Source organism: Streptococcus cristatus ATCC 51100 (assembly GCF_011612585.1).
Classification (GTDB): Bacteria; Bacillota; Bacilli; order Lactobacillales; family Streptococcaceae; genus Streptococcus; species Streptococcus cristatus_H.
On sequence record NZ_CP050133.1, the window covers coordinates 292,229 to 314,178 of the forward strand.

Annotated in this window: 18 protein-coding genes; all 18 read left to right on the top strand. The window is 42.4% G+C overall.

Annotated features, from left to right (window positions below):
- The first annotated feature begins 21 nt into the window (after positions 1-21).
- The 18 genes from purR (at position 22) to HBA50_RS01575 (ending at position 21,949) form a co-directional block, all read left to right on the top strand.
- On the top strand, positions 22-837 hold the full coding sequence (gene purR / locus HBA50_RS01490; protein ID WP_166492628.1) for a pur operon repressor: 816 nt from the start codon (positions 22-24) through the stop codon (positions 835-837).
- Between the two features lie 15 nt (positions 838-852).
- Entirely contained in the window at positions 853-1,398 is a 546-nt protein-coding gene (locus HBA50_RS01495) for a hypothetical protein (RefSeq protein WP_045500512.1), read from the top strand.
- A gap of 333 nt (positions 1,399-1,731) precedes the next feature.
- A complete protein-coding gene (gene rpsL, locus HBA50_RS01500) occupies positions 1,732-2,145 on the top strand; it encodes a 30S ribosomal protein S12 (RefSeq protein WP_005591658.1) in 414 nt (137 codons plus the stop codon).
- A 19-nt stretch (positions 2,146-2,164) separates the two neighbouring features.
- Positions 2,165-2,635, top strand: a complete 471-nt coding sequence (rpsG, locus tag HBA50_RS01505) for a 30S ribosomal protein S7 (protein WP_005591659.1) — start codon at positions 2,165-2,167, stop codon at positions 2,633-2,635.
- A gap of 172 nt (positions 2,636-2,807) precedes the next feature.
- A complete protein-coding gene (gene fusA / locus HBA50_RS01510) occupies positions 2,808-4,886 on the top strand; it encodes an elongation factor G (protein WP_045500513.1) in 2,079 nt (692 codons plus the stop codon).
- A gap of 239 nt (positions 4,887-5,125) precedes the next feature.
- Positions 5,126-6,133 (top strand): type I glyceraldehyde-3-phosphate dehydrogenase, encoded by a 1,008-nt coding sequence (gene gap / locus HBA50_RS01515; protein WP_005591661.1) that lies wholly within the window; start codon positions 5,126-5,128, stop codon positions 6,131-6,133.
- Positions 6,134-6,378: 245 nt separating this feature from the next.
- On the top strand, positions 6,379-7,578 hold the full coding sequence (locus tag HBA50_RS01520) for a phosphoglycerate kinase (protein WP_045500515.1): 1,200 nt from the start codon (positions 6,379-6,381) through the stop codon (positions 7,576-7,578).
- Between the two features lie 431 nt (positions 7,579-8,009).
- Positions 8,010-8,534 carry an FUSC family protein gene (locus tag HBA50_RS01525; protein ID WP_005591664.1) on the top strand — a complete coding sequence of 175 codons (525 nt, stop codon included), beginning with the start codon at positions 8,010-8,012 and terminating at the stop codon, positions 8,532-8,534.
- Between the two features lie 76 nt (positions 8,535-8,610).
- Positions 8,611-8,976 carry a MerR family transcriptional regulator gene (locus HBA50_RS01530; protein ID WP_005591665.1) on the top strand — a complete coding sequence of 122 codons (366 nt, stop codon included), beginning with the start codon at positions 8,611-8,613 and terminating at the stop codon, positions 8,974-8,976.
- Positions 8,977-9,006: 30 nt separating this feature from the next.
- Positions 9,007-10,353 (top strand): type I glutamate--ammonia ligase, encoded by a 1,347-nt coding sequence (gene glnA / locus HBA50_RS01535; protein ID WP_005591666.1) that lies wholly within the window; start codon positions 9,007-9,009, stop codon positions 10,351-10,353.
- Positions 10,354-10,537: 184 nt separating this feature from the next.
- Positions 10,538-11,245 (top strand): phosphoribosylaminoimidazolesuccinocarboxamide synthase, encoded by a 708-nt coding sequence (purC, locus tag HBA50_RS01540; protein WP_045500516.1) that lies wholly within the window; start codon positions 10,538-10,540, stop codon positions 11,243-11,245.
- A 45-nt stretch (positions 11,246-11,290) separates the two neighbouring features.
- Positions 11,291-15,016, top strand: a complete 3,726-nt coding sequence (locus HBA50_RS01545; protein ID WP_045500518.1) for a phosphoribosylformylglycinamidine synthase — start codon at positions 11,291-11,293, stop codon at positions 15,014-15,016.
- Between the two features lie 12 nt (positions 15,017-15,028).
- On the top strand, positions 15,029-16,471 hold the full coding sequence (purF, locus tag HBA50_RS01550) for an amidophosphoribosyltransferase (protein ID WP_045500520.1): 1,443 nt from the start codon (positions 15,029-15,031) through the stop codon (positions 16,469-16,471).
- A 39-nt stretch (positions 16,472-16,510) separates the two neighbouring features.
- Positions 16,511-17,533: a phosphoribosylformylglycinamidine cyclo-ligase gene (purM, locus tag HBA50_RS01555; protein ID WP_045500523.1), complete on the top strand. Its 1,023-nt coding sequence runs from the start codon at positions 16,511-16,513 to the stop codon at positions 17,531-17,533.
- Positions 17,530-18,081 carry a phosphoribosylglycinamide formyltransferase gene (gene purN / locus HBA50_RS01560; RefSeq protein ID WP_045500526.1) on the top strand — a complete coding sequence of 184 codons (552 nt, stop codon included), beginning with the start codon at positions 17,530-17,532 and terminating at the stop codon, positions 18,079-18,081. Before purM ends, purN begins: the two co-directional genes overlap by 4 nt.
- Positions 18,082-18,141: 60 nt before the next feature.
- The gene (locus HBA50_RS01565) at positions 18,142-18,849 is read left to right on the top strand and encodes a suppressor of fused domain protein (protein WP_045500529.1); all 708 of its coding nucleotides are present in this window, start codon (positions 18,142-18,144) and stop codon (positions 18,847-18,849) included.
- Positions 18,850-18,890: 41 nt separating this feature from the next.
- Positions 18,891-20,438, top strand: coding sequence for a bifunctional phosphoribosylaminoimidazolecarboxamide formyltransferase/IMP cyclohydrolase (gene purH / locus HBA50_RS01570; protein WP_045500532.1), 1,548 nt, complete (start codon positions 18,891-18,893; stop codon positions 20,436-20,438).
- Between the two features lie 143 nt (positions 20,439-20,581).
- Positions 20,582-21,949 (top strand): AAA family ATPase, encoded by a 1,368-nt coding sequence (locus HBA50_RS01575; RefSeq protein ID WP_045500535.1) that lies wholly within the window; start codon positions 20,582-20,584, stop codon positions 21,947-21,949.
- Position 21,950 lies beyond the last annotated feature (1 nt).

The following is a 21,950-nucleotide window of genomic DNA, read 5'->3' on the forward strand; positions in this document are numbered from 1 at the left end:
TGGAATTGAATTGGTGAAAAAATGAAATTAAGAAGAAGTGAGCGCATGGTGGTTATTTCCAATTACTTGATTAACCATCCTTACCAATTAACAAGTTTAAACACATTTGCAGAGAAATATGAATCTGCCAAGTCTTCTATTTCAGAAGACATCGTGATTATCAAACGTGCCTTTGAAGAAATCGAGATTGGTACGATTGAGACAATTACCGATGCTGGGGGAGGTGTCGTCTTTACTCCTTCCATTTCAGAAAAGGAGGCCAAGGCTATCGTTCAAGACCTCCGCGATCAGCTGTCTGAGAGTAATCGAATCCTGCCTGGCGGCTATATCTACTTGTCAGATTTACTCAGTACACCATCTATTCTCAATAATATTGGCCGCATCATTGCCAAAGCTTTTAAAGATCAAAAGATTGATGCTGTTATGACAGTGGCGACCAAGGGTGTTCCCTTGGCCAATGCTGTCGCTAATGTCTTGAATGTTCCCTTTGTCATTGTTCGTCGTGATTTGAAAATCACTGAGGGTTCTACGGTCAGTGTCAACTATGTCTCTGGCTCTAGCGGAGATCGGATTGAGAAAATGTTCCTCTCAAAACGTAGCCTAAAGGCTGGAAGTCGAGTGCTGATTGTCGATGACTTTCTAAAGGGAGGCGGAACGGTTAATGGGATGATTAGTCTTCTGTCTGAGTTTGATTCGGAGTTGGCAGGAGTAGCTGTCTTTGCGGACAATGCGCAAGCCAATCGCGATCATCTGGAATACAAATCGCTGTTAAAGGTGACCAATATCGACGTTAAATCAAATATGATTGATGTTGAGATTGGGAATATATTTGATTAACTTTAGGAAAGAATTATGAGAAATATTTTTGATAAATTAGAGGGAATTTCTGTTTTTGTTCGTTCTGGAATTATATTGATCTTAGCGGCTATCTTGATTTCTGGTCTTTTATTTTTAAAACCGGCTCAGAAGAATACTGGCTCTACTAAAAACGTTAGTTACAGTAGACGTTCAAGCTCTAGCGACGCTAGCTCTACGAATCAAGCATCATCAGAGGATAATACGATTCAGAATGCTGAAGCTGCTGTTAAAAAAATAGAAGAAGAGCGTACCGATGAAAGTTTAGCTCAAGCACAAGCAGCGGTTGATAAGGTAAAAGATGAGGGAGCCAAAGCTAAGTTCCAAGGTCGAATTCAAGCCGTAAAAGATGCAATGAAGGCACCTGAGGAATCCTCTGAACCTGAATCAGACCAGCAGCCTGCTCCGTCTCCTGCACCAGCCTATGTAGCTCCCGCTGTTGTAAATGAGGTACCAGCTCAACCACAGGAAAATCACACCCCAGCCCCCTCTACAAGTTCGGAGCATACTCCCAGCTCGTCTTCTACTCTCTCAGGGGCTTAAGAGACACAGTGATTACTAGTAAAAGAATCATGCTAAAAATAATAAGAACTCTCAATCATGCAATATGAAGCATGTTCTGAGAGTTTTTTGGTTTGTTAGTAGTAAAATATTTTTATTTTAAACGCTTATTAAAGATTACAAGAATAAGCAAAAAATTAAGAAAACCTATTGACGAGGATATGCTTCTGTGTTACAATGATAAACGGTACTTTTTACTTTTGGTCTCTCAAAAGTGTACAGAGACGTGCTGACAAATGTTGCAAAAGTACACACAGATGGTAGCTGTCACCAAGTGTATCATCACCAAAATTAAAAAAATACAGGAGAATGTAGATGCCTACAATTAACCAATTGGTTCGCAAACCGCGTAAATCAAAAGTAGAAAAATCTAAATCACCAGCTTTGAACGTTGGTTACAACAGCCACAAAAAAGTTCAAACAAACGTATCTTCACCACAAAAACGTGGTGTTGCAACTCGTGTCGGAACTATGACACCTAAGAAGCCTAACTCAGCCCTTCGTAAATTTGCCCGTGTACGTTTGAGCAACTTGATCGAAGTTACAGCTTACATCCCAGGTATCGGACACAACTTGCAAGAGCACAGCGTGGTGCTTCTTCGTGGTGGACGTGTAAAAGACCTTCCAGGGGTACGTTACCATATCGTTCGTGGTGCACTTGATACAGCAGGTGTTACTGACCGTAAGCAAGGCCGTTCTAAATACGGTACTAAGCGTCCAAAAGCATAAAGAAAGGGGATAAAGATAAATGAGTCGTAAAAACCGTGCGCCTAAGCGCGAAGTATTGCCAGATCCGCTTTACAATTCACAATTAGTTACTCGTCTTATCAACCGCGTTATGCTTGATGGTAAGCGTGGTACAGCAGCTTCTATCGTTTACGGAGCTTTTGAGCAAATCAAAGAAGCTACTGGAAATGATGCACTTGAAGTATTTGAAACAGCGATGGAAAACATCATGCCTGTTCTTGAAGTACGTGCACGCCGTGTCGGTGGTTCAAACTACCAAGTACCGGTTGAAGTTCGTCCAGAACGTCGTACTACACTTGGACTTCGTTGGTTGGTAACAATTTCACGTGGTCGTGGTGAACACACTATGCAAGATCGTCTTGCAAAAGAAATCATGGATGCTGCTAACAACACTGGTGCAGCAGTTAAGAAACGCGAAGATACTCACCGTATGGCTGAAGCTAACCGTGCCTTCGCACACTTCCGTTGGTAAGAATAAGATACTACGAGCTTTTAGCTCGAGTATCATTCAACTTACCATTTCGTAAGTTGAAACCAACAAAAAAACAAGATAAACATTGAGAACGGGTAGGTCCTGCCTATCCGTTTTTTCTAAATAATGTTATAATAGATTGTAAAATAAAAAAATAGGAGAAACTAACCTCATGGCACGCGAATTTTCACTTGAAAAAACTCGTAATATCGGTATCATGGCTCACGTCGATGCTGGTAAGACAACTACAACTGAGCGTATCCTTTACTATACTGGTAAAATCCACAAAATCGGTGAAACTCACGAAGGTGCGTCACAAATGGACTGGATGGAGCAAGAGCAAGAACGTGGTATCACTATCACATCTGCTGCGACAACAGCTCAATGGAACAACCACCGCGTAAACATCATCGACACACCAGGACACGTGGACTTCACAATCGAAGTACAACGCTCTCTTCGTGTATTGGATGGTGCGGTTACCGTTCTTGACTCACAATCAGGTGTTGAGCCTCAAACTGAAACAGTTTGGCGCCAAGCAACTGAGTACGGAGTTCCACGTATCGTATTTGCCAACAAAATGGACAAAATCGGTGCTGACTTCCTTTACTCAGTAAGCACACTTCACGACCGTCTTCAAGCAAATGCTCATCCAATTCAATTGCCAATCGGTGCTGAAGATGACTTCCGTGGTATCATCGACTTGATCAAGATGAAAGCTGAAATCTATACTAACGACCTTGGTACAGATATTCTTGAAGAAGATATTCCAGCTGAGTACCTTGACCAAGCACAAGAATACCGTGAAAAATTGGTGGAAGCAGTTGCTGAAACTGATGAAGAATTGATGATGAAATACCTTGAGGGTGAAGAAATCACTAACGAAGAATTGAAAGCTGGTATCCGTAAAGCAACTATCAACGTTGAATTCTTCCCAGTATTGTGTGGTTCTGCCTTCAAGAACAAAGGTGTTCAATTGATGCTTGATGCGGTTATTGACTACCTTCCAAGCCCACTTGACATCCCAGCGATCAAAGGTATCAACCCAGATACAGACGAAGAAGAAACTCGTCCAGCATCTGACGAAGAGCCATTTGCAGCTCTTGCCTTCAAGATCATGACTGACCCATTCGTAGGTCGTTTGACATTCTTCCGTGTTTACTCAGGTGTACTTCAATCAGGTTCTTACGTATTGAATACTTCTAAAGGTAAACGTGAACGTATCGGACGTATCCTTCAAATGCACGCTAACAGCCGTCAAGAAATTGACACTGTTTACTCAGGTGATATCGCTGCTGCCGTTGGTTTGAAAGATACTACAACTGGTGACTCATTGACAGATGAAAAAGCTAAAATCATCCTCGAGTCAATCAACGTTCCAGAACCAGTTATCCAATTGATGGTTGAGCCAAAATCTAAAGCAGACCAAGACAAGATGGGGATTGCCCTTCAAAAATTGGCTGAAGAAGATCCAACATTCCGCGTTGAAACAAACGTTGAAACTGGTGAAACAGTTATCTCTGGTATGGGTGAGCTTCACTTGGATGTCCTTGTTGACCGTATGCGTCGTGAGTTCAAGGTTGAAGCAAACGTAGGTGCTCCTCAAGTATCTTACCGTGAAACATTCCGCGCTTCTACTCAAGCACGTGGATTCTTCAAACGTCAATCTGGTGGTAAAGGTCAATTCGGTGATGTATGGATTGAATTTACTCCAAACGAAGAAGGAAAAGGCTTCGAGTTTGAAAATGCTATCGTCGGTGGTGTGGTTCCTCGTGAATTCATCCCAGCGGTTGAAAAAGGTTTGATTGAGTCAATGGCGAATGGTGTCCTTGCTGGCTACCCAATCGTTGATGTGAAAGCTAAACTTTACGATGGTTCATACCACGATGTCGACTCATCTGAAACAGCCTTCAAGGTTGCGGCTTCACTTGCTTTGAAAGAAGCTGCTAAGACTGCACAACCAGCTATCCTTGAGCCAATGATGCTTGTAACCATCACTGTTCCTGAAGAAAACCTTGGTGATGTTATGGGTCACGTAACAGCTCGTCGTGGACGTGTTGACGGTATGGAAGCACATGGTAACAGCCAAATCGTTCGTGCTTATGTTCCACTTGCTGAAATGTTTGGTTATGCGACTGTTCTTCGTTCTGCAACACAAGGTCGTGGTACCTTCATGATGGTATTTGACCACTACGAAGATGTACCTAAATCAGTACAAGAAGAAATCATTAAGAAACACCGTGGTGAATAATTCACTACATGACGCTCGCTTCTAGCGGGCGTTTTTTCTTTTTGGAATCAAAATATGAAATTTATGAAAAATATCGAAAATACATGAAAGAAAATTTGTTACTTGTTAATAATAATGAAATCAGTTGCAATTTTGCTCAATAAGGTATATAATAGATATGTTGAAAGGTGATTTGTAGTGATTCAAGTTACTCTTTTCACATAAAATTTTTTTTGATTTTCATAAGGAGGAAATCACTAATGGTAGTTAAAGTTGGTATTAACGGTTTCGGTCGTATCGGTCGTCTTGCTTTCCGTCGTATCCAAAACGTAGAAGGTGTTGAAGTTACTCGCATCAACGACCTTACAGATCCAGTTATGCTTGCACACTTGTTGAAATACGACACAACTCAAGGTCGTTTCGATGGTACTGTTGAAGTTAAAGAAGGTGGATTCGAAGTTAACGGTAAATTCGTTAAAGTTTCTGCTGAACGTGACCCAGAACAAATTGATTGGGCTACTGACGGTGTAGAAATCGTTCTTGAAGCAACTGGTTTCTTTGCTAAGAAAGACGCTGCTGAAAAACACCTTAAAGGTGGAGCTAAGAAAGTTGTTATCACTGCTCCTGGTGGAAACGATGTTAAAACAATCGTATTTAACACTAACCACGACGTTCTTGATGGTACTGAAACAGTTATCTCAGGTGCTTCATGTACTACAAACTGTTTGGCTCCAATGGCTAAAGCACTTCAAGACAACTTTGGTGTTGTAGAAGGATTGATGACTACTATCCACGCTTACACTGGTGACCAAATGATCCTTGACGGACCACACCGTGGTGGTGACCTTCGTCGTGCTCGCGCTGGTGCTGCTAACATCGTTCCTAACTCAACTGGTGCTGCTAAGGCTATCGGTCTTGTAATCCCAGAATTGAACGGTAAACTTGATGGTTCTGCACAACGCGTTCCAACTCCAACTGGATCAGTTACTGAGTTGGTAGCAGTTCTTGAAAAGAACGTTACTGTTGATGAAGTAAATGCAGCTATGAAAGCAGCAGCTAACGAATCATACGGTTACACAGAAGATCCAATCGTATCTTCAGATATCGTAGGTATGTCTTACGGTTCATTGTTCGACGCAACTCAAACTAAAGTTCTTGACGTTGACGGTAAACAATTGGTTAAAGTTGTATCATGGTACGACAACGAAATGTCTTACACTGCACAACTTGTACGTACTCTTGAATACTTCGCAAAAATCGCTAAATAATTCAATTGTATGAAGAAGAGATCCGAATGGATCTCTTTTTTTGTTTTGTAGAACAGCTTGAAGGAATGGCTATTGGAAATCAACTCGATCATCTAGCAGCATTAGCATTTATCAGAAAAATGAGAATCGTGTAGTCTTTCATCTATCTTTGATTGGAGAAAAGGAAAAGCCATGAATTTTTGCTATCACTTTTGTAGATTTTGTGATATAATTAACACGTATAAAAAAAGAAGGAGTCATATCTAATGGCAAAATTGACTGTTAAAGACGTTGACTTGAAAGGGAAAAAAGTTCTCGTTCGTGTTGACTTCAACGTTCCTGTAAAAGATGGCGTGATTACAAACGACAACCGTATCACTGCAGCACTTCCAACTATCAAGTACATCCTTGAACAAGGTGGACGTGCGATCCTCTTCTCTCACCTTGGACGTGTAAAAGAAGAAGCAGACAAAGAAGGTAAATCACTTGCTCCTGTAGCTGCTGACTTGGCTGCTAAATTGGGACAAGAAGTTAAATTTATCCCAGGCGTTACACGTGGTGCTGAATTGGAAGCAGCTGTTAACGCTCTTGAAGATGGACAAGTTCTCTTGATTGAAAACACTCGTTTTGAAGATGTTGACGGCAAGAAAGAGTCTAAAAACGATCCTGAACTTGGTAAATACTGGGCATCACTTGGAGATGGTATCTTCGTAAACGATGCATTCGGTACAGCTCACCGTGCACACGCATCTAACGTTGGTATCTCAGCAAACGTTGAAAAAGCAGTTGCTGGTTTCCTTCTTGAAAACGAAATTGCCTACATCCAAGAAGCAGTTGAAGCTCCAGAACGCCCATTCGTAGCCATTCTTGGTGGTTCAAAAGTTTCAGACAAAATCGGTGTTATCGAAAACTTGCTTGAAAAAGCTGATAAAGTCCTTATCGGTGGTGGGATGACTTACACATTCTACAAAGCGCAAGGTATCGAAATCGGTAACTCACTTGTAGAAGAAGACAAATTGGATGTTGCGAAAGCTCTTCTTGAAAAAGCAAACGGCAAATTGATCTTACCAGTTGACTCAAAAGAAGCTAATGCTTTTGCTGACTACACTGAAGTGAAAGATACTGAAGGTGAAGCAGTAGATCCAGGCTTCCTTGGTTTGGATATCGGTCCTAAATCTATCGCTAAATTCGACGAAGCCTTGACTGGTGCGAAAACAGTTGTATGGAACGGACCAATGGGTGTGTTTGAAAACCCAGACTTCCAAGCTGGTACAATCGGTGTGATGGACGCTATCGTGAAACAACCAGGCGTGAAATCAATCATCGGTGGTGGTGACTCAGCTGCTGCAGCCATCAACCTTGGTCGTGCAGACAAGTTCTCATGGATTAGTACGGGCGGAGGCGCTTCTATGGAGCTTCTTGAAGGTAAAGTATTGCCAGGTTTGGCTGCACTTACAGAAAAATAATTTCAGCCCGTTAGTCTCTACAAAATCCTGATTTTGTAGAAAAAGGAACAAAACTGAAACGTTAACAAAAAGGTGGCTATGTCACCTTTTTGTGTTAGTGGAGGTATTTGTGACGCGGTGGTGGTGCCTCAATGGAACTCCTTGAAGGTAAAGTTCTTCCAGGGCTTGCAGCTTTAACTGAAAAATAATCTTTGAAACGAAAAGAGTTGGGGAACCAACTCTTTTTCTTTTGTACGCGTAGGCTTCTGAGGAAATGGATTTTTGGCTTCTATTTTCCTAATGAGTAATCAATAATGGGAAATATAGTTAGAAATACAGTAGAAGCTGGCTATGCATCCTTGTAGGATATAGACAATAAACTCGATGGACAGAGCCTTTTTGTTAGAAAATATGTTAGAATAAAGATAGTTTACTTTTAAAAAGGAAAAAGCATGAGCTATTTTAGTAAGTATAAATTCGATAAATCAAAATTTCGCTTGGGTATGCGGACGATGAAAACAGGGATAGCAGTCTTTATTGTCCTACTTATTTTTGGTATGTTTGGCTGGAAGGGGCTCCAAATTGGGGCTTTGACAGCGGTGTTTAGCCTGCGAGAAGATTTTGATAAAAGTGTTCATTTCGGAACTTCTCGTATTTTAGGAAATAGTGTCGGGGGCTTTTATGCCTTGCTATTCTATCTGTTGGGAAATTTATTGAACGGCCAATTTTGGGTGACCTTGGTATTTGTGCCAATCTGTACGATGCTGACGATCATGACCAATGTTGCTATGAACAATAAGGCTGGGGTGATTGGTGGTGTTTCAGCTATGCTGATTATCACTCTCTCCATTAGTCCGGAAGATACTATTTTATACGTTTTTGCTAGAGTTTTTGAAACCTTTATGGGTGTCTTTGTTGCAATAGTGGTAAATTCGGATGTGGATAGAATTAAGAATTTCTTTAAGTCTATAAATTAAAATGTGTGAGAAAATCTCACATTGATTATTGACATACAAAAAAAATTAGTTATAATAGTGCATAGAGAGGAAAAAAATGAAGGAAAAAGAGTTTCGCCGAAATATGGCAGTCTTTCCCATAGGTAGCGTTATGAAGTTGACGGACTTATCTGCCCGTCAGATTCGATATTATGAGGAGCAAAACCTCATCACTCCCCTTCGGAATGAGGGCAATCGCCGAATGTATTCCCTGAATGATATGGACCGACTTTTGGAAATTAAGGATTATATTTCTGAAGGTTATAATATCGCCGCTATCAAAAAGAAATATGCTGAGCGTGAAGCTAAATCCCACAAAACGATTAGTGAAAAGGAAGTTCGTCGGGCTCTCCACAATGATATTTTACAGCAAGGTCGTTTTGGCTCTTCTCTGCCAACTTTTGGTCACATGCGTCGACCATAAACTATTTTTTAAAACTATAAGGAGTTACCCATGCCCATTACAGCAGCTGATATTCGTCGCGAAGTAAAAGAAAAAAACGTCACTTTCATCCGTCTGATGTTCTCTGATATTTTGGGAACCATGAAAAACGTTGAAATTCCAGCAACGGATGAGCAGCTTGAAAAAGTCTTATCAAATAAGGCTATGTTTGACGGTTCGTCTATCGAGGGATTTGTTCGGATTAATGAATCTGATATGTATCTTTATCCTGATTTGGATACTTGGACAGTTTTTCCTTGGGGAGATGAAAATGGCAGTGTAGCAGGCTTGATCTGTGATGTTTATACGACAGAACATGTTCCCTTTGCAGGAGATCCTCGTAGTAACCTTAAGCGAGCTCTCAAACATATGGAAGCACTGGGCTTCAAGTCTTTTAATCTTGGTCCTGAGCCAGAATTTTTCCTTTTCAAATTGGATGAAAATGGCGATCCGACACTGGAAGTGAATGACAAGGGTGGTTACTTTGACTTGGCGCCGACAGACTTGGCAGACAATACTCGTCGGGAAATTGTCAATGTTTTGACTAAGATGGGCTTTGAAGTGGAAGCGAGTCACCATGAGGTGGCAGTCGGTCAGCACGAGATTGACTTTAAGTATGATGAAGTGCTTCGTGCTTGTGATAAGATTCAGATTTTCAAGTTGGTGGTGAAAACCATCGCTCGTAAGCACGGCCTCTATGCGACCTTTATGGCTAAGCCCAAGTTTGGTATTGCTGGTTCTGGTATGCACTGCAATATGTCCCTCTTTGACCAAGATGGAAATAATGCATTTTATGACCCAGAGGATCCAAAAGGAATGCAGTTGTCTGAGACAGCCTACTATTTCTTGGGTGGTTTGATTAAGCATGCCTATAATTATACGGCTATCATGAATCCGACTGTCAACTCTTATAAACGTTTGGTGCCTGGCTTTGAAGCGCCAGTTTACATCGCTTGGGCTGGGCAAAATCGCTCACCTTTGGTTCGAGTACCGGCATCGCGCGGCATGGGAACTCGCTTGGAGTTGCGTTCAGTAGACCCTATGGCTAATCCTTATATCGCTATGGCAGTGCTCTTAGAAGTGGGACTGCATGGAGTGGAAAATAAAATCGAAGCGCCAGCTCCAATCGAGGAAAATATCTATGTGATGACAGCTGAGGAGCGCAAGGAAGCCGGTATTACAGACCTGCCATCTACTCTCCATAATGCCCTTAAGGCTTTAACTGAAGATGAGGTCGTCAAGGCAGCTTTGGGTAACCATATTTACACTAGCTTTGTTGAAGCCAAGCGGATTGAATGGGCTAGCTATGCGACCTTCGTTTCCCAATGGGAAATTGATAATTATTTAGACTTATATTAATGAATTCTAGAACAGGGCTTGAAAAAGTCCTGTTTTTGTATGGAAACAAGATATTTTCATTTTTTAAATGTTGTATTTCCAATTTTTTTCATGTTTTTTATTCTGCAATGTACGGGGAATACTTGTAAAATATATTTAAAAGTGATAAACTTAAAGCATAAAAGCACGAAAGGCGAATAATAAAATGTCAAACAAGTTGTTATATTCGGGAAAAGCAAAGGATATTTTTGCGACAGAAGATGAGCAGGTGATTTTGTCCCGCTACAAGGATCAGGCGACTGCTTTTAACGGTGTCAAGAAGGAGCAGATTGCGGGCAAGGGAGTGTTAAATAATCAGATTTCAGCCTTTATCTTTGAAAAGTTGAATGCTGCCGGTGTAGCAACGCATTTTATCGAGAAAATCTCAGATACAGATCAGCTTAATAAAAAAGTTGACATCATTCCTTTGGAAGTTGTGCTCCGCAACTACACAGCTGGTTCATTTTCAAAACGTTTTGGCGTAGAAGAAGGTATCGCATTTGAGACTCCGATCGTTGAATTTTACTATAAAAATGATGATTTGGATGATCCTTTTATCAATGATGAGCATGTGAAATTCCTTAAAATTGCAGATGACCAGCAGATTGCCTACTTGAAGGAGGAAACGCGTCGTATCAATGAACTCTTGAAAGCCTGGTTTGCTGAGATTGGTCTTAAATTGATTGACTTTAAGCTAGAGTTCGGTTTTGACAAGGATGGCAAGATTATCTTGGCAGACGAATTTTCACCAGATAATTGCCGCTTGTGGGACGCAGATGGCAACCACATGGACAAGGATGTTTTCCGTAGGGGATTGGGAGAACTAACAGACGTTTACGAGGTTGTCTGGGAAAAGTTGCAAGAGTTGAAATAGCTTGTTGGGAACATTGCAAGAGCTGAAATAAAGGAATAAGAATTGATGGATAAACGTATTTTTGTTGAGAAAAAGGCTGATTTTCAGGTCAAATCAGAGAGTTTGGTAAGAGAACTCCAGCATAACTTGGGACTTTCAACTTTGAAAAGTATTCGCATTGTGCAGGTTTATGATGTCTTTGATTTGGCAGAGGACTTGTTTGCGCCTGCAGAGAAGCACATCTTCTCTGAGCAGGTGACGGATCATATCTTGGATGAATCAGCCGTGCAAGCGGATCTTGCTAACTATGCATTCTTTGCCATTGAAAGCTTGCCAGGACAGTTTGACCAGCGTGCAGCTTCGTCACAGGAAGCCTTGCTTTTGCTCGGAAGTTCTAGTGACGTGACAGTCAATACAGCCCAACTTTACTTGGTCAATAAAGATATTGATGCGACTGAGTTAGAAGCGGTCAAGAACTACCTGCTTAATCCAGTTGATTCTCGTTTCAAAGACATCACGACAGGGATTGCCAAGCAGGAATTTTCTGAGTCAGACAAGACTATTCCCAAATTGACTTTCTTTGAAAGCTATACAGCAGAAGACTTTGCCCGCTACAAGGCCGAGCAAGGGATGGCCATGGAAGTGGACGATTTGCTCTTTATCCAGGACTATTTTAAATCAATCGGGCGCGTGCCGACGGAAACAGAGCTTAAGGTTTTGGATACTTATTGGTCTGACCACTGCCGTCACACGACTTTTGAGACCGAGTTGAAACAGATTGATTTCTCAGCTTCAAAATTCCAAAAGCAATTGCAGGCGACTTATGATAAGTATATTGCCATGCGTGAGGAACTAGGTCGGTCTGAAAAGCCACAAACCTTGATGGATATGGCGACTATTTTTGGTCGTTATGAGCGTGCTAATGGACGTTTGGACGATATGGAAGTGTCTGACGAAATCAATGCCTGCTCGGTCGAAATCGAAGTGGACGTTGATGGTGTGAAAGAGCCGTGGCTTCTCATGTTCAAGAACGAAACTCACAACCACCCAACGGAGATTGAGCCATTTGGTGGCGCGGCTACTTGTATCGGTGGAGCCATTCGTGACCCGTTGTCAGGTCGCTCATATGTTTACCAAGCCATGCGTATCTCAGGTGCAGGCGATATTACAGCGCCGATTTCGGAAACGCGTGCTGGGAAATTGCCACAACAAGTCATTTCGAAGACAGCGGCTCACGGTTACTCTTCTTATGGGAACCAGATTGGGCTTGCGACAACTTATGTTCGTGAGTACTTCCACCCAGGCTTTGTAGCCAAACGCATGGAGCTTGGTGCCGTTGTTGGTGCAGCTCCCAAGGGCAATGTAGTCCGTGAAAAACCTGAAGCGGGCGATGTGATTATCCTCCTTGGTGGTAAGACTGGCCGTGATGGTGTTGGTGGTGCGACAGGGTCTTCTAAGGTTCAAACAGTTGAGTCTGTAGAGACTGCTGGAGCTGAGGTTCAAAAAGGGAATGCCATCGAAGAACGCAAGATTCAACGTCTTTTCCGTAATGGCGATGTCACTCGTCTTATCAAGAAGTCTAATGACTTTGGAGCAGGTGGTGTCTGTGTGGCCATTGGTGAATTGGCAGATGGTCTTGAAATCGACCTCAACAAGGTTCCTCTTAAATACCAAGGATTGAACGGTACAGAAATTGCTATCTCTGAATCACAAGAACGGATGGCGGTCGTGGTTCGTCCTGAAGATGTGGATGCCTTCGTTGCCGAATGTAATAAAGAAAATATTGACGCGGTTGTTGTGGCGACAGTGACTGAAAAACCAAATCTAGTCATGCACTGGAATGGTGAAACGATTGTCGACTTGGAACGCCGTTTCCTTGATACCAATGGTGTGCGTGTCGTTGTCGATGCCAAGGTGGTGGACAAGGATGTCAAGCTCCCAGAAGAACGCACAACAAGCGTTGACACACTTGAAGCTGATACCCTCGCGGTTCTATCTGATTTGAACCATGCGAGTCAAAAAGGCTTGCAAACCATCTTTGACTGTTCTGTCGGTCGTTCAACGGTCAATCACCCACTTGGCGGTCGTTACCAACTCACTCCAACTGAGGCATCTGTGCAAAAATTGCCAGTTCAACACGGTGTAACTCACACTGCGTCAGTCATGGCTCAAGGATTCAACCCTTATGTAGCAGAATGGTCTCCATATCACGGTGCTGCCTATGCAGTAGTCGAAGCAACCGCTCGTTTGGTTGCTGCTGGTGCTAACTGGTCTAAGGCTCGCTTCTCTTACCAAGAGTATTTCGAACGCATGGACAAACAAGCTGAGCGCTTTGGTCAGCCAGTAGCAGCTCTCCTAGGCTCTATCGAAGCACAAATCCAACTTGGCTTGCCATCTATCGGTGGGAAGGACTCTATGTCTGGCACCTTTGAGGGATTAACCGTACCACCAACCTTGGTTGCCTTTGGGGTGACGACGGCAGATAGCCGGAAGGTGCTCTCTCCTGAGTTCAAAGCTGCTGGTGAAAATATCTACTACATCCCAGGTCAAGCCTTGGCACAAGAGATTGATTTTGATTTGATTAAGTCTAACTTTGCTCAGTTTGAAGCCATTCAAAAGGTTCACAAGGTGACGGCAGCTTCAGCTGTTAAATACGGTGGTATCGTTGAAAGCTTGGCTCTTGCTACCTTTGGAAATCATATTGGTGCAGAGGTGACCTTGCTTGAACTTGAAACAGCCTTAACAGCTCAATTGGGTGGATTTGTCTTCACATCTCCTGAAGAAATTGCTGGAGTGGAGAAAATCGGTCAAACAAGTGCCAACTTTACACTCCTTGTCAACGGTGTGAAGTTAGATGGACACAAGCTTGACAGTGCTTTCCAAGGAAAACTGGAAGCAGTATACCCAACAGAATTTGCCCAAGCTAAAGAACTAGCAGAAGTTCCAGCTGTCGCTTCTGGCGCAGTCATCAAAGCCAAAGAAAGAGTTGAAAAACCTGTGGTTTACATCCCAGTCTTCCCAGGAACCAACTCAGAATATGACTCAGCTAAGGCCTTCGAAAAAGAAGGTGCAGAGGTCAACTTGGTGCCATTTGTGACTTTGAATGAAGAAGCTATTGTCAAGTCAGTTGAAACTATGGTTGACAACATCGGCAAGGCTAATATCCTCTTCTTTGCAGGTGGCTTCTCAGCTGCGGACGAACCAGATGGATCAGCTAAGTTTATTGTCAACATCTTGCTCAATGAAAAAGTGCGTGCAGCCATTGATAGCTTTATCGCTCGTGGTGGCTTGATTATCGGTATCTGTAATGGATTCCAGGCCCTGGTCAAATCAGGTCTTCTTCCATACGGGAACTTCGAGGATGCCAGCAGTACTAGCCCAACTCTCTTCTACAATGATGCCAACCAACACGTGGCCAAGATGGTGGAAACTCGAATTGCCAATACCAACTCACCATGGTTGGCTGGTGTACAAGTGGGCGATATCCATGCCATTCCAGTATCGCACGGCGAAGGGAAGTTTGTTGTGACGGCTGAGGAATTTGCAGAGCTCCGTGACAATGGTCAAATCTTTAGCCAATACGTTGACTTTGAGGGCAAACCAAGCATGGATTCTAAGTATAATCCGAATGGTTCTGTCAATGCCATCGAAGGAATTACTAGCAAGAACGGACAAATCATCGGTAAGATGGGCCACTCAGAACGTTATGAAGACGGTCTTTTCCAAAACATCCCAGGAAATAAAGATCAACACCTGTTTGCGTCAGCTGTGCGTTATTTCACAGGGAAATAAAAGGTATAAAAAATGACATACGAAGTAAAATCTCTTAATGAAGAATGTGGTGTTTTCGGTATTTGGGGACATCCGGATGCGGCTAAAATGACCTATTTTGGGCTCCATAGTCTTCAGCACCGTGGTCAGGAGGGGGCTGGGATCCTCTCCAATGACCAAGGGAAATTGAAGCGCCATCGTGATATGGGGCTTCTATCAGAAGTTTTCAAAAATCCTACCAAATTGGATAAACTGACGGGGACTAGCGCGATTGGACATGTGCGCTATGCGACCGCAGGAGAAGCTTCTGTAGATAACATCCAGCCTTTCATTTTTCGCTTTCATGATATGCAGTTCGGGCTGGCTCATAATGGGAACCTGACCAACGCATCGTCGCTCAAGAAAGAATTGGAACAAAGAGGTGCTATCTTCAGTTCAACTTCGGACTCGGAAATCTTAGCTCACCTCATTCGTCGTAGTCACAATCCAAGTTTGATGGGCAAAATCAAGGAGGCACTCAGTCTCGTCAAAGGTGGCTTTGCTTATATCTTGCTGTTTGAGGACAAGTTGATTGCGGCTCTTGATCCTAATGGCTTCCGTCCGCTTTCTATTGGGAAAATGGCAAATGGAGCGGTGGTTGTTTCCTCTGAAACTTGTGCTTTTGAAGTCATTGGTGCTGAGTGGATTCGCGATGTGAAACCGGGAGAGATTGTCATTATTGATGATAAGGGTATCCAGTATGATAGCTATACAGATGATACACAGTTGGCAATCTGCTCTATGGAGTATATCTACTTTGCCCGTCCTGACTCCAATATCCACGGTGTCAATGTCCATACAGCTCGCAAACGTATGGGAGCTCAGCTGGCGCGTGAATTTAAGCATGAGGCGGATATTGTGGTCGGTGTGCCCAACTCCTCACTCAGCGCAGCCATGGGCTTTGCAGAAGAATCAGGCCTGCCAAATGAAATGGGACTGATCAAAAACCAATACACGCAACGCACCTTTATCCAACCGACTCAAGAATTGCGGGAGCAAGGGGTGCGGATGAAACTGTCTGCTGTTTCAGGCGTTGTCAAAGGCAAACGTGTGGTCATGATTGATGATTCCATTGTCCGCGGGACGACCTCTCGACGTATCGTTCAGCTTTTGAAAGAAGCGGGGGCGACGGAGGTTCACGTTGCCATTGGCAGTCCAGCGCTAGCTTATCCATGTTTCTACGGTATTGATATCCAGACCCGTCAGGAGCTGATTGCGGCCAATCATACGGTCGAAGAAACCTGCCAAATCATTGGTGCGGATAGCCTGACCTATCTTTCGATTGATGGCTTGATTAACTCTATCGGGATTGAAACAGATGCGCCGAATGGTGGTCTCTGTGTTGCTTACTTTGACGGCGACTATCCAACACCTCTTTACGACTATGAAGAAGAATACCGTAGAAGTTTGGAAGAAAAGACCAGTTTCTATAAATAGGCGGAAGACGATTCTCCATTAAAGAAAAGGAATGTACAAATGACAAATAAAAATGCTTATGCGCAATCTGGTGTGGATGTTGAAGCGGGTTATGAAGTTGTTGAACGGATCAAAAAGCACGTGGCTCGTACGGAGCGTGCAGGTGTCATGGGAGCTCTGGGTGGTTTCGGTGGCATGTTTGACCTTTCAAAGACTGGGGTTAAAGAGCCTGTTTTGATCTCAGGGACTGACGGTGTCGGAACCAAGCTCATGCTGGCTATCAAGTATGACAAGCACGATACCATCGGTCAGGACTGTGTGGCCATGTGTGTCAACGACATCATTGCTGCAGGTGCTGAGCCCCTCTATTTCCTCGACTACGTAGCAACTGGTAAGAATGAACCAGCTAAACTAGAACAAGTGGTTGCTGGTGTGGCAGAAGGCTGTGTGCAGGCAGGCGCTGCTCTCATCGGTGGGGAAACGGCTGAAATGCCTGGTATGTATAGCGCAGATGACTACGACTTAGCTGGTTTTGCAGTCGGTGTGGCTGAAAAATCTCAAATCATTGACGGTTCAAAGGTGTCTGAAGGAGATGTTCTTCTCGGACTTGCTTCAAGTGGGATTCACTCCAATGGTTACTCACTCGTTCGTCGTGTTTTTGCAGACTACACAGGTGAAGAGGTCTTGCCAGAATTGGAAGGCAAGAAACTCAAGGAAGTCCTTCTTGAGCCGACTCGTATCTATGTCAAGGCTGTCTTACCACTCATCAAGGAAGGTTTGGTCAACGGTATTGCTCACATTACAGGTGGTGGCTTTATTGAGAATGTTCCTCGTATGTTTGCAGCTGACTTGGCTGCTGAGATTGAAGAAAGCAAAGTTCCAGTGCTTCCGATTTTTAAAGCCCTTGAAAAATACGGTCAGATCAAACACGAAGAAATGTTTGAAATCTTCAATATGGGTGTGGGACTCATGCTGGCAGTCAAACCTGAAAATGTAGGCCGTATCAAGGAATTGATGGATGAACCAGTCTATGAAATTGGTCGCATCGTCAAGAAAGAAAACGAAAGTGTCATCATCAAATGAAAAAAATAGCGGTTTTTGCCTCTGGTAACGGCTCAAATTTTCAGGTGATTGCGGAAGAATTTCCAGTGGAGTTTGCCTTTTCAGACCATCGTGACGCCTATGTGCTAGAGCGTGCAGAAAAGCTCGGCGTCCTGTCCTATGCTTTTGAACTCAAGGAGTTTGAGAACAAGGCAGACTACGAAGCAGCCCTCGTCGAGCTTTTGGAAGAACACCAGATTGACTTGGTTTGTCTAGCAGGCTACATGAAAATCGTTGGGCCAACTTTATTGTCAGCTTATGAGGGCCGAATCATCAATATTCATCCAGCCTACCTGCCAGAATTTCCAGGAGCTCATGGGATTGAGGATGCTTGGAATGCTGGCGTTGCTGAGAGTGGCGTGACCATTCACTGGGTGGACTCGGGTGTGGATACAGGCAAGGTTATCAAACAGGTGCGCGTGCCACGTTTGGCTGATGATACCATCGAAAACTTTGAAGCCCGCATTCATGAAGCAGAGTACAAGCTGTATCCAGAGGTTCTGGATAGCTTGGGAGTTGCACGAAAATAAGAAGGAAATCATAGCTGATTTTGTGGCAAGGATTAAAAGTCATCTGCTAAGGAGAAATTTATGGGGTTGTTTGATTTTTTTAAGAAGAAATCTTCTGATGAAGAGAAGTCAACTAAAGATGAAGACAAGATTGTTATTAAAGTTGAAAATACAGATGATAGCGCTCCAGGATGGGAAGCGATTGAGGCAGAATTTAATCGTTTATACCCTGATCAGCCCAGTCCTCTTCATTATGTAACAGTTATCAAGTATATGCTAGGCGGTCCAGATCCACTTGATGGCATCAGTGTTTACGATGCAGGAGATTTTTGGCATTTTGTGAGTTATGGTTTGTCAGAATTATATACCAAAGAAAGCGAAGATCCTGAATACAGTGGTTATGGGATTGAATTAACGTTTAAGTTAAAGAAATCAAATAATGACGAAGAAGAAATTAAAAATGGCTGTGGTTTGCTACAGTATGTGGCAAGATATATTTTTCAAACAGGTAAAGTGGTTTTGCCAGAAGAATACATTTATACCAAGCAAACGGTAGGAATTGATGCTCAACAGAAATCTAATTTGACAGGGTTCTTGACTGCTGCTGATGATTTAGCCAAGCCTCTAGATACTCCGCATGGAAAAGTGGAATTTGTAACCTTAATTGGTGCGACAGACGCCGAACTGCGAAGTATTTATGAAAGTGAAACAAGTAAGCTGGAGGTCAGGAAATTGTTGCAAGGACTTGGAGATCAGCTTACAGATTATAGTCGCCAGTCTTTGGTTTAAATGATGTGAAAGCACCTCTTGATACAATGAAAGGAAAAAACATGACAAAACGCGCCTTAATCAGCGTCTCAGACAAAGCGGGCATTGTTGAATTTGCCCAAGAACTTAAAAAACTTGGTTGGGAGATTATCTCGACAGGTGGGACTAAGGTTGCCCTTGATAATGCTGGGGTGGAGACCATTGCGATCGATGATGTGACTGGTTTCCCAGAAATGATGGACGGCCGTGTCAAGACCCTTCACCCAAATATCCACGGTGGCCTCTTGGCTCGTCGTGATCTCGATAGCCATTTAGAGGCGGCTAAAGATAATAATATTGAGCTTATTGACCTTGTAGTGGTCAACCTTTATCCATTCAAGGAAACGATTCTCAAATCAGATGTGACATACGCTGATGCGGTGGAGAATATCGATATCGGCGGGCCATCTATGCTTCGTTCAGCAGCTAAAAACCATGCCAGTGTAACGGTTGTGGTGGATCCTACTGACTACGCTGTGGTTTTGGACGAGTTGTCAGCCAATGGTGAAACGACTTACGAAACTCGCCAACGTTTGGCAGCCAAGGTTTTCCGTCACACAGCGGCCTATGATGCCTTGATTGCGGAATACTTCACAGCTCAAGTGGGCGAAAGTAAACCAGAAAAGCTCACTTTGACCTATGACCTCAAACAAGCTATGCGTTATGGGGAAAATCCTCAACAGGATGCGGACTTCTACCAAAAAGCTTTGCCGACTGACTATTCGATTGCTTCAGCGAAACAGCTCAACGGGAAAGAATTGTCCTTCAATAACATCCGCGACGCTGATGCGGCGATTCGTATTATCCGTGATTTCAAAGATCGTCCAACCGTTGTGGCCCTCAAACACATGAATCCATGCGGTATTGGTCAAGCAGATGACATCGAGACTGCTTGGGATTATGCTTATGAGTCTGATCCAGTGTCTATCTTTGGTGGAATTGTCGTCCTCAACCGTGAGGTGGATGCTGCAACAGCTGAGAAGATGCACGGTGTCTTCCTTGAAATCATCATCGCACCGAGCTATACGGATGAAGCGCTAGCCATTTTGACCAACAAAAAGAAAAACTTGCGGATTCTTGCCTTGCAATTTGATGCTCAAGATGCTAGTGAGGTAGAGGCAGAATACACAGGTGTAGTAGGTGGACTTCTGGTGCAAAATCAAGACGTGGTCAAAGAAAGGCCGGCTGACTGGCAAGTGGTGACCAAACGCCAACCAACGGAGACAGAGGCGACTGCTCTTGAGTTTGCTTGGAAAGCTATCAAGTACGTCAAATCAAACGGAATCATCGTGACCAATGACCACATGACACTTGGGGTAGGTCCAGGTCAAACTAACCGTGTAGCTTCTGTTCGTATCGCCATTGACCAAGCTAAGGACCGCCTTGATGGCGCTGTTCTTGCTTCCGATGCCTTCTTCCCATTTGCAGATAACGTGGAAGAAATCGCTAAAGCGGGTATCAAGGCTATCATCCAGCCTGGTGGCTCGGTTCGTGACCAAGAGTCTATCGAAGCTGCGGACAAATATGGCTTGACCATGGTCTTCACAGGCGTAAGACATTTTAGACATTGAAATATTTTAAAAACATCCTTAAAATGGATGTTTTTAAAATGAGTGAAAAAATCACGGATTATTTAGAAAAAACTGTACGGTTACAGTAAAATACGGTATAATAGAGAATAGGAAGTGAATTAATCACGTAAGGAGTTATAATTATGTTGGTAAATTTTAGATTTGATAATTTTCTTTCAATTAATGAATTAGTTGAATTTTCTATGGTCCCAGGTAGAACAAAAGGACTTCAAGATAGCCTTATTAATTTAAGTAATCATAAAAAGCTATTAAAAATATCTGCTATATATGGGGCAAATGCTTCTGGGAAATCAAGTTTTATAAAAGCACTTTTGTATGCTAGATTTTTAATCGTGAATGGATTTCAGGACAAACTGGTATTTACAAGTAGTTTTAATAAAAACAAACCTGATAATAAGAGGAAAGAAAGTCGGTTTGAATTTGAGATTGTAGTGGGAAACAGAACTTATAGTTATGGTTTTTCGGTAATTTTATCAGAAAGAAAGTTTGTAAAAGAATGGCTTTATGATGTTACTGATGAAGAAACACTTATCTATACTGTAAATAGAGAATTACAAGAATTTAGCATTAATGATGACTTTATTGATATTAGTCAAGAAGATAAACAAAGATTATATATTTATATTGAGGATAATATACAGGATGAGAATCAGTTGTTTCTGAATGCTTTACAAGACGGGAAAAAAGCTATAACTATAAATGAAGATTTTCGAATATTTGATAGTATTTTTGAATGGTTTAGCGAGACATTAGAGGTTCTTCAGATTGATGATGAAGCAAGGGGGTCAATTCCTAGTGTCACTTTACAAGATGAAGTGTACAAAATGGATTTAGGAACTTATCTGGATATGAATGACACTGGAGTAGTTGATCTTGTACCAATACCTGTCGAAAACTTAGAAGGAATTCCAGCAAAAATACAAAGTCGTATACAAGAACAAATAATTAGTTCGGTCGCACAACGAAAAAATAAACAAGGAGAAATATCAACTATTCTTAAAACGCCTACTCATATTTTTATTATAACAGTCGATAGAGATAATAGTATGTCCTTTTCAGAGTTGAAGTTTAAACATAAGAATGGAACATTATATAGTTTGTTTGAAGAATCAGATGGTACGGTAAGACTTGTAGAATTGTTTTCTGTATTGTTTAATAATAAAGATAAAGTATTTGTTATTGATGAGATAGATAGAAGTTTGCATCCACTTTTAACATATAATTTTATTAAATCATTTAGAACTAAAAAAGGAAATAATCAACTTATTGTTACGACACATGAGGATATGTTGCTAGATTTCAGTGTTCTTCGAAGAGATGAGATTTGGTTTGTTGAGAAAAATGAAGAAGGTAATACATCTTTGTATAGTTTAGAAGAATTTAAAGAGAGATTTGATAAAAATATTGCAAATGCATATTTAGATGGTAGATATGGGGCGGTACCTAGATTACAGAATTTATTCACTTCCTTGGTCGAAGAGGGGAGATAAA

Excerpts from the sequence above, each read along its gene's own strand:
- purC (WP_045500516.1), top strand. The coding sequence starts at position 10,538 with ATGTCAAACAAGTTGTTATATTCGGGAAAAGCAAAGGATATTTTTGCG.
- purM (WP_045500523.1), top strand. The coding sequence starts at position 16,511 with ATGACAAATAAAAATGCTTATGCGCAATCTGGTGTGGATGTTGAAGCG.
- rpsG (WP_005591659.1), top strand. The coding sequence starts at position 2,165 with ATGAGTCGTAAAAACCGTGCGCCTAAGCGCGAAGTATTGCCAGATCCG.
- HBA50_RS01545 (WP_045500518.1), top strand. The coding sequence starts at position 11,291 with ATGGATAAACGTATTTTTGTTGAGAAAAAGGCTGATTTTCAGGTCAAA.
- glnA (WP_005591666.1), top strand. The coding sequence starts at position 9,007 with ATGCCCATTACAGCAGCTGATATTCGTCGCGAAGTAAAAGAAAAAAAC.
- purF (WP_045500520.1), top strand. The coding sequence starts at position 15,029 with ATGACATACGAAGTAAAATCTCTTAATGAAGAATGTGGTGTTTTCGGT.
- HBA50_RS01575 (WP_045500535.1), top strand. The coding sequence starts at position 20,582 with ATGTTGGTAAATTTTAGATTTGATAATTTTCTTTCAATTAATGAATTA.
- HBA50_RS01530 (WP_005591665.1), top strand. The coding sequence starts at position 8,611 with ATGAAGGAAAAAGAGTTTCGCCGAAATATGGCAGTCTTTCCCATAGGT.
- fusA (WP_045500513.1), top strand. The coding sequence starts at position 2,808 with ATGGCACGCGAATTTTCACTTGAAAAAACTCGTAATATCGGTATCATG.
- HBA50_RS01520 (WP_045500515.1), top strand. The coding sequence starts at position 6,379 with ATGGCAAAATTGACTGTTAAAGACGTTGACTTGAAAGGGAAAAAAGTT.
- purN (WP_045500526.1), top strand. The coding sequence starts at position 17,530 with ATGAAAAAAATAGCGGTTTTTGCCTCTGGTAACGGCTCAAATTTTCAG.
- HBA50_RS01525 (WP_005591664.1), top strand. The coding sequence starts at position 8,010 with ATGAGCTATTTTAGTAAGTATAAATTCGATAAATCAAAATTTCGCTTG.
- purH (WP_045500532.1), top strand. The coding sequence starts at position 18,891 with ATGACAAAACGCGCCTTAATCAGCGTCTCAGACAAAGCGGGCATTGTT.
- HBA50_RS01565 (WP_045500529.1), top strand. The coding sequence starts at position 18,142 with ATGGGGTTGTTTGATTTTTTTAAGAAGAAATCTTCTGATGAAGAGAAG.
- gap (WP_005591661.1), top strand. The coding sequence starts at position 5,126 with ATGGTAGTTAAAGTTGGTATTAACGGTTTCGGTCGTATCGGTCGTCTT.
- rpsL (WP_005591658.1), top strand. The coding sequence starts at position 1,732 with ATGCCTACAATTAACCAATTGGTTCGCAAACCGCGTAAATCAAAAGTA.
- HBA50_RS01495 (WP_045500512.1), top strand. The coding sequence starts at position 853 with ATGAGAAATATTTTTGATAAATTAGAGGGAATTTCTGTTTTTGTTCGT.
- purR (WP_166492628.1), top strand. The coding sequence starts at position 22 with ATGAAATTAAGAAGAAGTGAGCGCATGGTGGTTATTTCCAATTACTTG.